The organism is Mucilaginibacter koreensis, assembly GCF_054783355.1.
Genome location: NZ_BAAGQS010000001.1, coordinates 2,782,880 through 2,794,696, shown reverse-complemented (window position 1 = coordinate 2,794,696; position 11,817 = coordinate 2,782,880). Strand labels below are relative to the sequence as shown.

The following is an 11,817-nucleotide window of genomic DNA, read 5'->3' as shown; positions in this document are numbered from 1 at the left end:
AGCAGAAGCGGGTACAGTACATCAATAGTTTAAAGCAACAGTATCGGCATGGTATACGCCGGTTTAAAGCATATACTTATAGGCAAAAATTGGTTATCGCTTGGTTAAATTGGTCAGGATACAGTTGGGTGTACGGTAACTGTATAAATGAAGTTACACAGGTTTTAATCAATAAGCTAATATTAACTCTCGATTAATAACCCGCAATTTTAGCTTAGTGTACCGGTTACAAATAGAGGCGATTTGACGGGAGTAAATAATGCTTTTAATTGTCATCCGTTAACGTAAGTGTCAGTAATACATTATATTTCAGGGTGTAACCAGCATATCTGAAAATATACAACTTATTGTTGTGAGAAATATTTGATGAGGGGGGAATTTTGGTTTTAAGGGAGGATGACCTGAAATGTATTACACTAAATAACCGGTTGAATGCTTAAAATGTCATCATAAGCTTATAATCCCGAATAGTAATCATAGCCCAGTTCAGCCCAATAATCTCTTGGGCGGGTATTGCTGAAGGTGATAGTGCCAATGCGCTTTAAATTTTTGATACCATATTTTACCGGGATAATAAGGCGTAAAGGGGCGCCATGGGCTTGAGTGATGGGCTGGTCGTTCATTTCATAAGCCAGCAGGGTTTGCGGGTGCAGGGCGCTTTCGCGGTCTAAGCCTACATAATATTTTCTGTCAGGCGTTTCCATGCCAATGTAGGGTAGCTTGGCCTGTTCCTGTAAGCCAAAATGGTTAATAAAATCCGTCATTTTTACCCCTGCCCAGTGCTGTATCTGGTCCCAGCCTTCTACGCATTTAAAGCTGTATACAATTTCGGTTTTAGGCAGCGCCTTTATTTCGTCTATACTGATTTTTAAAACCTCGGTAGGGCTTTTCACTACCTGCAGTTGCCATGCAGCGGTATTGTAATTTTTATCCGCCATGCCAATATCACTGTTTACCCTGACTTTTTTAGCCGCCCTTTCTTTGGGATAAGTTTTTACCAGATGGTTGTTGCTGAAAAAGTTACGGAAAAACAGCTCAGTTTTATTTAAGGCGCGGCGTAAGGGTTTATGGGTACCCGCAGTAATACCCGGCGTTTCCAGCGGCGAATGGTATAACCATTTCCAACCGCCATAGGCTGCCCCGCCAGCAACAAAAAAAGTAGTAAACGCCAAAAAGTTGCGTCGCTTGATTTGCTTTTCGCTTACCGTTTTATCTTCTGGTTGGGTATGGTGCTGAGTCTTGGTTTCCATTTGAATACGATAACAATAGAGGTAAAAAGTTTATTGTTCAGGGTCGGTGCGTTGGTTATCTTCCTGCACGGTGGGCTCGATACTTACGGCTTGAGGCTGTTTTACTACTTCAAAACCTGAAACCACCGACCGGAAGTTGTTCCATCCCGCCAGCGCCACCTGTATAATGTGGATGATAAAGAATAGCACATAGCCAATGGTAAGTATGAAATGTATTACCCTTGCAGTTCCGTAGCCACCCATCAGCCAGGTAATGGTATGAAACTGTACCGGTTTGTAAATCGCCAGTCCGGTAAGTATAGAGCCGAAACCCATCACAATTACTGCAGTATAGGCAATGCGCTGCGCTGCATTGTACTTGCCTTGCGGCGGAGCTGTTTTGCGCAGGTGCAAATCATACAGTAGCACTTGCCAGGCTTGTTTAAACGAACCTTTTTGAGGCACCAGGTTGCGCCATTGGCCCGAAAATAAAGTATAAAGCACATAAAGCACCCCGTTTACAAAAAACAGCCACATAAAAAAGAAATGGAAAGCCATGCCCTCGGCCAGGCGGTGCCCGATGCTGAAGCGCTTGTAAAAGCTCTCTGGGAAAAAATGAAAGTAAGTGTGGCCAAATAAGGTGATTTTGTAAGTATCGCTGGCCCAGTAAATCAGCAGTCCACTCCAGATCATGATGGTTAGCAGCGGAAAATTGATCCAGTGCGTCCAGCGCATAACCAGCGAGTGCTTTTCTCTGATAACTTTCATACTGCAAATTAACGTATTAATTGTTAAGCCGGATTGATAGGTATTATAAAGTAACGCTACTATTAACAAATCATTTTGTAGAACTCCTTTTTGTAAAGGTAATGTAGTTATATTTATAGCACCTTTTACATCATCTACATGTCACCTAACCGCTTTTCGGGTGCTTCCCGTACCTCATTAATCGCAGTTGTAGCCGCTTTGTTGAGCATTGGTATTGCTTTGTTCTTCGTGTTTAGGCACAAGCATACAACGGCTGTTAATCCTGCTTTCAGTAAATACATTGAGTCTTATACTTCTGGCGTAATCTCCAAGGGCAGCGCTATTCGTATTAAGTTGGCAGGTACGGTGCAAACGGCCCATGCTGCACACGAGGCTTTAGATGCTGATATATTCGACTTTTCGCCTTCCCTTAAAGGTAAGGCTTATTGGGTAGATGCTCAAACCATAGAGTTTAGGCCCGATGGCGATATGAAACCTGCCGAGTTTTATGAAGCCGATTTCGATTTGGGTAAAGTAACTGATGTGCCCAATGATTTGAAACACTTCAAGTTTGCGTTTCAAATCATCCGCTCGGGTATGGAAATGGAGTTCGGGGCGCTTCAAAGCACCAGCCGCACTTCGCTCGACCAGATGAAACTGAGCGGCACCATCCGCACGGCGGATAAGGAAAACGCGCTGCAGGTAGAGAAATTTCTGACCATTAATTATACGCCTGGTACTACCGTAAACTGGCAGCACGATGCTACGCAAACCGAACACCGTTTCATTATCAATCATATCAAAAAGCCTGCATCTGGCAGCGCTACCTTAACTGTAAACTGGGATGGTAAGCCTATAGGCGCAGCCGACCACGATGTAAAGGAGTTTGCTATTCCTGCTATTGGCGAATTTAAAGTCATTGGTGCCCGCGCCGTTCAGGATCAGGATCAATATGTAGAAGTGCAGTTCTCTAATCCTATACAGGTAGGGCAGGAGGTGAATGGTTTGGTAGGCATCACCGGTATTACCGACCCGGCTTATACCATTGATGGCAGCCTTGTGAAAATTTATGCACCCGACCACCTGAACGGCAGCTATGCTGTGTATGCACATGAGGGTGTGCAGGATATTACCGGCAAAAAAAACACCGATACTTATGATGCCAATGTGTTTTTCGAGAACCGTTTGCCGCAGGTCACCATCCCCGGTAAAGGCGTCATTCTGCCTGATTCCGGCCGGTTGACTTTGCCTTTCGAGGCCGTGAACCTGAAGGCGGTGGACGTTACTATTGTTAAGATTTACGAAAACAATATTCCGCAATATTTTCAAAATAATAACGCCGATGGCAGCAGTCAGTTGAGGCAGGTAGGCCGCCCGGTAAAAGAGATTACCATCCGGCTGGATGACGACAAGAGTCTGAACCTGACCAAACATAACCGCTTTATGCTGGATATAGACCACCTGGTGCGCACCGAGCCGGGTGCCATTTACCGGGTCATGATTGGTTTCCGGAAAGAATACTCGCTGTTCAATTGCAAAACCAACAAAGTATTCTCTGCCAAGGAAGGTAATGATGGGGACGAAGGATATGACGAAGGCGACTCAGAAGAAAGTTCGGGAAGTGGTATTGATGAAGATGATGACTTCTGGCAACGTTATGATAATTATTACCCCGAAGGCTATAACTGGAATGAGCGCGAAGACCCTTGCAGTAAATCATATTATACCAAGGATAAATGGGCCAGCCGCAACATCATGGCTTCCAACATTGGCCTGATTGCCAAGCGCGGTGTAAACAATGAGCTGCTAGTAGCCGTAACCGGTATACGCAGTGCCATGCCGATGTCGGGCGTTGAACTGGAATTATTAGATTATCAAAAACAAGTGCTGGGCACCGCTAAATCTGATGATGATGGCTTTGCCCGGTTCACCCTTAAACGTACGCCCTACCTGCTCGTAGCAAAAAATGGCGATGAACGTGGCTATTTAAAACTGGATAATGGCAGCTCACTGTCACTCTCTAAATTTGATGTAGGCGGTGAAGAAGTGCAGCATGGCTTAAAAGGTTTCATATACGGCGAGCGCGGTGTATGGCGCCCTGGCGATTCTATTTATGTCACCTTTATGCTGGAGGATAAATTGAAATCGCTGCCGCCAGACCATCCGGTGCAGTTTGAGTTTTACAACCCATCAGGCCAGTTATACAGGCAGATGGTGCGCACCCGTTCAGTAGACGGTTTCTATAGTTTTCATACCGCTACCACAACTACATCGCCCACCGGCAACTGGCTGGCGAAGGTAAAAGTAGGCGGCGCTGTTTTCGAAAAAAACATTAAGGTAGAAACCATTATGCCTAACCGCTTAAAGCTGGACCTGTCCTTTGGTGGCAAAACAGAACTCACCAAAGGCAGCAGCAGCGATGGTGTGCTTACGGCCCGATGGCTGTTTGGCGGCGTAGCTCAAAACCTGAAAGCTAAGGTGGATGCCTTTTTATCGCCCCAAACCACCTCTTTTAAAGGCTTTGAAAACTACACGTTTGATGACCCTACACTGGGCTTTGGTACGCAAACGCAAACTGTGTTTGACGGGCGGCTGAATGCCGCCGGTGTAGCGCCAGTGCATGCCAATATCAATTTGGACAAACAGGCCCCCGGGCAGTTAAGAGCCAACTTTGTAGTAAAAGTATTTGAGCCGGGTGGTAATTTTAGCGTCAATCAGGTATCGCTTCCTTACAATGTGTACAATGGTTATGTGGGTATTAAAACACCCGAAGGCAGCGCCTATAGTGGTATGCTAAACACGGATACCGATAACCCGATTGATATTGCTGCGGTAAACACTAATGGCGTGCCCTTTGCCGGTACCCGCAACGTAGAGGTAGAGGTTTACAAAGTGCAGTGGCGCTGGTGGTGGGACCAAACCGGCGATGAACTGAGCAATTTTACGCAAAACCAATATAATAAGCTGGTATCTGATACCTATGTTACGCTCAATAATGGCCGTGGCCGCTGGAACCTGCGGGTGAAGCAGGCAGATTGGGGCCGGTACCTTATCCGCATTAAAGACCCGCTTACCGGGCACTCTACCGGCAAAGTGGTTTATGTAGATTATGGCGAGCGTTTGCAGGAGGCCAACTCCACAGATGCCACCATGCTTTCTTTTACTTCAGATAAAAAGAGCTACAAAGTAGGCGAAACCGCTACACTTACCATTCCGACAGGGAAAAGCAGCCGAGCTTTAATCAGTTTCGAAACCGGTAGCCGGGTAGTAAAAACGGTTTGGATTGATACTAAAGAGGCACAAACCCAGTACAAGTTTACGGTGGAAAGCAGCATGGCACCTAATGTGTTTGTAAACGTGACGCTGTTACAACGCCATGCCCAAACGGCTAATGACCTGCCTATACGTATGTATGGCGCTATTCCGCTCACGGTGGATGACCCGGCAACGGTGTTAAAGCCGGTAATCAGTATGCCGAATGAAATTAAACCGGAAAGCAATTCGGCCATTACGGTTTCAGAGGCATCGGGCAAGGAAATGACCTATACTGTGGCCTTAGTAGATGAAGGCTTGTTGGATTTAACCAACTTCAAAACGCCTAACCCGCATACCGCCTTTTATGCCCACGAGGCCTTGGGTGTAAAAACCTGGGATCTGTATGATTATGTTATTGGTGCCTATGGCGGTGGTTTAGAGCGCATCCTCAGTATTGGTGGTGACCAGGCTTTAAATAATAATAAAAACATCACTGTTAACCGCTTTAAACCGGTAGTGAAGTTCTTAGGTCCCTTCCATCTGGGGCAGGGGCAAAAGCAAACAGTGAAATTCAGGTTACCACAATATGTAGGTTCGGTGCGGGCCATGGTCATTGCCGGCCATGCCGGAGGGTACGGCTATGCCGAAAAGCCGGTAGCTGTGAAGAAGCCGCTAATGCTGCTTGCCACTTTGCCACGGGTATTAGGGCCGGGCGAACACTTTAAACTGCCGGTTACCGTGTTTGCCATGGATAAAAACATTAAAACGGTAAGTGTTCAACTACAATCAAACGCTTTTACGGCTGCACAGGGGGCAACCCAGCAAACGCTTACATTTACGCAGCCCGGTGATCAATTACTGACGTTTGATTTGAACGTTAAGGATTTTGTAGGGGTGGGTAAAGTGAGCATCATTGCCCGTAGCGGCAAAGAGACTGCGGCTTATGATGTGCAGCTGAACATCCGCAATCCTAACCCGCCCATGACGCATATTATTCAAAAGGAGTTGCGCCCCGGCGAAACGTTTAGTACGGCTTATACGCCAATTGGCATCAGCGGTACTAACAAAGCTTCATTGGAGATATCGTCTATACCGGCCATTAACTTAGCCAAACGATTAAATTATCTGATTGATTATCCGCATGGTTGTATTGAGCAAACTACTTCGGCAGCTTTCCCGCAACTGTACATTAACCAGTTAACAGAACTTTCAGCAAAGCAGAAAGCAGAAGTGGAGCGGAATATCAAATCTGCCCTCAACCGGCTAAACGGCTTCCAAGCCCGCGATGGCGGTTTTAGCTACTGGCCTGGCGAAGGTGATGCCGACGAATGGGGAACCAATTATGCCGGTCATTTTATGCTGGCTGCACAGGCACGTGGTTATGCCTTGCCTGTAGGTTTGCTGGATAACTGGAAGCGCTACCAAAAACGTCAGGCCCTCAACTGGGCACCCGACAGCCGCAGTTTTTACGGTGCCGATTTAACCCAGGCTTACCGCTTATACCTGCTGGCCCTGGCCCGCCAGCCCGAACTGGGTGCCATGAATCGCCTGAAAGAGTTTAAGTACCTGAGTGTTGAAGCCAAATGGCGTTTAGCGGCTGCCTATAAGTTGGCCGGTCAGCCCGAAATTGGGTTGCGGTTAATTGCCAACCTGCCCTTAACCATTAAGCCTTACAAGCAATTGTACGGCACGTATGGCTCCGATTTGCGCGATGAGGCCATGATATTGGAATCATTGATGCTATTAGGCCAACGCCAAAAGGCAGCCCAGCAGTTGCGTACCGTTGCCGCACATCTATCGCAGGATGAATGGTATAGTACCCAAACCACGGCTTATGCTTTGCTGGCTGTGGCTGAGTATTGCGGTCAAAACAAATCAGGTAATAAAATGCAGTTCAATTATCAGTTGGATAAAGGTGCAGTGGGTGTTAATTCGCCGTCTTACTTATGGCAAACGCCTGTGGCCGGCAACGGTGGTAAAGTGGTACTCAAGAACCAAGGCAGCAATCTATTATATGTGCGTTTGATTCAGCAGGGGCAGCCTGCCGCCGGTCAGGAACCAGTACATGCCAACAATGCTGATGTACTGCAAATGAGCGTAAATTATTTTACACTAAAAGGTAAGCCGCTAAACATAGCCGCCCTGAAACAGGGTACTGATTTTGTAGCCCAGGTAACGCTCAAAAACTCTGGTCACCAAGGCAGGTATGATAATATGGCGCTCACACAGGTATTCCCATCGGGATGGGAAATTTTAAACACCCGAATGATGAATAATGATGAGGTGTTCAAATCTTCTGCATCTGATTACCGTGATATCCGCGACGACCGGGTGAATACATATTTCGGATTGCCGGAAGGCCAGACCGTTACTTATTATGTGATGCTGAACGCTGCTTACACCGGGCGCTATTATCTGCCGGCTGCCTATTGCGAGGCCATGTATAATGCATCAATCAATGCAATGGAGAAGGGGAAATGGGTAGAGGTGATTAAGTAAAATAACATTTTTTGTCATTGCGAGGTACGAAGCAATCTCGTCGCAAGTATGTCGAACAAGCATAGCTACGAGATTGCTTCGTTCCTCGCAATGACAGATCTTTTATGGCAAGCATTTTTCAACTTCCATCATGGCTTACCAAACGCAAGCTATTTAAAAGCCCTCTCCTTTGGGGAGGGTTGGGTGGGGTTTTCCTGCTCTTTTGGCTCTGCCTGCCTAAGCGCCTGTTTAATAGTCCTACCTCTTTTGTAATTGATGATGAAAAGGGTCAGTTGTTGGGTGCCGCCATTGCAGCCGACGGGCAATGGCGTTTTCCGTATGACACGGTGGTGCCCGAAAAATTCAAGCAGTGCATCATCACTTTTGAAGATAAACGCTTCGAGCACCACTGGGGGGTAGATGCACTGGCTTTCGGGCGGGCCATCCGGCAAAATCTACGTGCCGGACATGTTACGAGTGGCGGTAGTACTTTAACCATGCAGGTGGTGCGCCTGGCTACCCGCCATCGCCGTACATTTTGGAACAAGCTGCTGGAAATGGTAATGGCCTTTCGGCTCGAACTTACTTACAGCAAAGCCGAAATATTAGCCTTATATACCAGTAATGCACCTTTCGGCAGTAATGTGGTGGGGTTGGATGCTGCTTCATGGCGCTACTTCGGGCGCAGCCCCGATAAGCTTTCCTGGGGTGAAATGGCTGCTATGGCTGTGTTGCCCAATTCACCATCGTTAGTGCATCCCGGCAAAAACCGGAAGGTGTTATTGCAAAAGCGTAACCTGTTGCTGGATAAATTGCAGCATGAAGGTGTGATAGATAGTAGTACGGCTTATCTCTCCAAACTGGAACCTATGCCCGATAAGCCGGTGCCCTTGCCGCAAATTGCGCCCCATTTGCTGGAACGCTTTAAAGCCGATTACCAAACCCTGCACCAGGAGGGTAGCACCCGCATCACTACTACTTTAAAGGCGCAATTACAGCAGCAGGTGAACGAGATTGTGGAGCGGCATCATACGGTACTGAAAGCGAATCATGTAAACAACATTGCCGCTATTGTATTGGACGTGGAAACCGGCGCCACACTAGCTTACGCCGGTAACGTTTATCACCCCGAAGATGCGCAGTTGGAAAGCAGCGTGGATGTAATTGGTGCGCCGCGCAGCCCCGGTAGCACGCTTAAACCTTTATTATATGCGGCTATGCTGCACGATGGACTTTTACTGCCTAACAGTTTGGTGCCTGATATTCCTACCCAAATTGCCGGTTATCACCCCGAAAACTTTGATTTGGGTTATGATGGTGCGGTACAAGCCTCCAAAGCTTTATCGCGCTCACTGAATGTGCCCGCGGTGAAAATGCTGCAAAAATACAAGTATGAGCGCTTTTATGATTTTTTGAAGCAGGCCGGCATCAGCACCTTAAAACAGCCGGCCGATTATTATGGACTATCGCTCATTTTGGGCGGCGGCGAAAACACTTTATGGGAGTTAGCAGGTACTTACGCCGATATGGCACGGGTGCTTAACCATTATCGTACTTACAATGGCAAATACACTGTAGCCGATTATCATGCACCGGTATATACTTTAACAAAAGCCGAAAAGCCACAGTTGGAAAAGAACGGCTTGTTGGATGCCGGTTCCATCTATTATACTTTAGAAGCCATGGAAGAAGTAATGCGGCCCGGTGAAGAAGTGTTGTGGCAACAGTTCAGCTCTACCCAGCGCGTGGCCTGGAAAACCGGTACCAGCTTCGGCTTTCGGGATGGGTGGGCCATTGGGATTACTCCCCGGTACGTTGTAGGCGTTTGGGTAGGTAATACCACCGGCGAAGGGCGGCCTGATTTAACGGGTATCAATACGGCTGCCCCGGCTATGTTCGAAATTTTCAGGCAGCTGCCCCTTACCCGCGATTGGTTTGAAATGCCGGTAAGTGATATGGTGAAAATCAAAGTATGCGCCCAAAGCGGTTTCCGGGCAGGTGATTACTGTACGGATGTAAAAGAGCAATGGATGCCTGCAGGTGGATTGAAATCGCCGGTATGCCCTTACCACCAATTGGTGCATTTAGATAAAAGCGGACAATGGCAGGTAAACCTGGATTGTGTACCGCCAGACCAACTAGTGAACAAAAACTGGTTTGTGCTGCCCCCGGCCATGGAATATTATTACAAAACCAAAAATTACCAATACCAGGTATTGCCACCCTTCAGGGCAGATTGCCAGCCCGCTGAACGTATTCAGCCTATGGAAATCATCTATCCTAAAGAGGGCGCGAAAATATACATACCCATACAGGCCGACGGGCAGCGCAGCCGCATGATTTGTACTGTAGCGCACCGGCAACCCGGCTCAAAAATATTCTGGCATTTGGATGATCAGTATGCGGGTGTTACCCGCGATTACCACCAGTTGGCCCTCAACCCAGCCCCCGGCAAGCATAAGCTTACATTGGTAGATGGCGAAGGCAATACCACCAGCGTAAACTTTTTGATATTAGATAAGAAGTAAAGCTGCAAACAACAAAGGCTTGCCTTTTACGGGCAAGCCTTTGTTGTTTTGGTATCAAACTGGTGTTTACTTCCATACATAGGTGCTTACCGCACCGCTTTCGAGCGAAGTGCTTAGTGATTTACCTTTATACTTAATATTGAAGTTTTGTGCGGTTTCACTGCTGTTGATTACAATCAATACTTTTTTGCCATCAGGCGTTTTAAAGGCCACGTTAGGTAAGGCATCCGAGTAATTGGTAGCGATACGAACCGAGCCGGGGCGCACAAACTTAGCCGAGTGTGCAGCTACATAGTAAGCCGGGTTACGGGTAATATTGTCTTTATCAATGGTGATACCGCCCAGGCAGCGGTCACAGCCACCGCGGTCGGTGTGCGGGTTGTTTTGCGGATCGCCGGCCAGGTTCCATTCCAGTACGGTACGGCTCCAGTTGCGGGTAGCACCAATGGTTAAATCTTTAATGTGCTGCCTGAAATCTCTGAACTTGGCAGGGGCACCCATCCACTGCTCAGTGAAATACAGGTTTTTGTCAGGGTGGGCATTGTGCACTTCTGTTAAGGCATCAATTTTACCACCGTATAAGTGGAAGGCTGAACCATCAATATATTTAGCTGCTTCCGGGTCATTTAAAATGCTGATCGGATATTCGGGTTTATCGGCATTGTGATCGTAAATGATAATTTTGGTATCAAGTCCGGCTTTTTTAAAGTTAGGGCCTAAATGTTTTTTCACAAACTCGCCCTGTTCAGGTGCCGGCATATACATGCTGGGGTTGTTGCCGGCATGTAATGGCTCATTTTGCACAGTAATAGCGTCAATACGAATACCCTGTGCCTTCATGGCCTGAATGTATTTCACCAGGTAGCGGGCATATACATCGCCGTATTCAGGTTTCAGGCTGCCGCCACGGGTATCACCGTTGGTTTTCATCCATACAGGGGCCGTCCAGGGTGAGCCTAAAATTTTAATTTTAGGGTTAATCTTCAGTATTTCTTTCAATACCGGTACTACATCTTTCTTATCCTGATTTAAGTCGAATTTAGCTAAAGGCAAATCAGTTTGCCCGGCAGGCAAGTCATCATAAGTGAAAACGAAAGCATTTAAATCAGATGCGCCTACTGATACACGCAGGTAACTGATACCGATATTTTCGTTGTTGGTGGCAAACAGTTCTTTCAGTACTTCGGTACGGCGGGCAGGTGTCATTTGCATCAGCAACTGTGCGCTGCCGCCGGTAAGGGTGAACCCAAAGCCATCAATGGGCTGAAAGCTTTCGGCTTCGTTTACCTCAATGGTAGGATTGCTGCTGCCTGCGCCTGCTTTAAATGCCAAGGCTGTTGCCTGGTGCTGAAAAAGTTTAGATTCATCGGCTGTGGTTAGCCAGCTGTCTACTTTTGACTGGGCTAAGGCAGCAGTAAATCCGCCAAGCATCAACAGTGAGGTGAAGCAAAATTTTTTAAATCTCATGATAGATATATTATAACAGGCGAATATAGGGAGTAGGAAACTATCCTGACAAAAATACTTAGCTGGCAGGCGTAATAATGTTGATGGAAAGACTACCCCTGCATAACAAGATT

The 11,817-nt window shown here is 47.1% G+C and carries 5 protein-coding genes; 2 read left to right on the top strand and 3 right to left on the bottom strand.

Going from position 1 to position 11,817, the window contains the following annotated elements:
- Positions 1-455 precede the first annotated feature (455 nt).
- On the bottom strand, positions 456-1,250 hold the full coding sequence (locus tag ACYVNW_RS12610; protein ID WP_460680227.1) for a molybdopterin-dependent oxidoreductase: 795 nt from the start codon (positions 1,248-1,250) through the stop codon (positions 456-458).
- A gap of 30 nt (positions 1,251-1,280) precedes the next feature.
- On the bottom strand, positions 1,281-1,997 hold the full coding sequence (locus ACYVNW_RS12605; protein WP_460680226.1) for a cytochrome b/b6 domain-containing protein: 717 nt from the start codon (positions 1,995-1,997) through the stop codon (positions 1,281-1,283).
- Positions 1,998-2,135: 138 nt separating this feature from the next.
- On the opposite strand from ACYVNW_RS12605, the gene ACYVNW_RS12600 reads away from it, so the two are divergent.
- Entirely contained in the window at positions 2,136-7,730 is a 5,595-nt protein-coding gene (locus tag ACYVNW_RS12600; protein WP_460680225.1) for an alpha-2-macroglobulin family protein, read from the top strand.
- Positions 7,731-7,834: 104 nt separating this feature from the next.
- On the top strand, positions 7,835-10,237 hold the full coding sequence (gene pbpC / locus ACYVNW_RS12595) for a penicillin-binding protein 1C (protein ID WP_460680224.1): 2,403 nt from the start codon (positions 7,835-7,837) through the stop codon (positions 10,235-10,237).
- 66 nt (positions 10,238-10,303) lie between these two features.
- On the opposite strand, the gene ACYVNW_RS12590 is transcribed toward pbpC, so the two are convergent.
- Positions 10,304-11,704: a glycoside hydrolase family 30 protein gene (locus tag ACYVNW_RS12590; RefSeq protein ID WP_460680223.1), complete on the bottom strand. Its 1,401-nt coding sequence runs from the start codon at positions 11,702-11,704 to the stop codon at positions 10,304-10,306.
- Between the last annotated feature and the right edge of the window lie 113 nt (positions 11,705-11,817).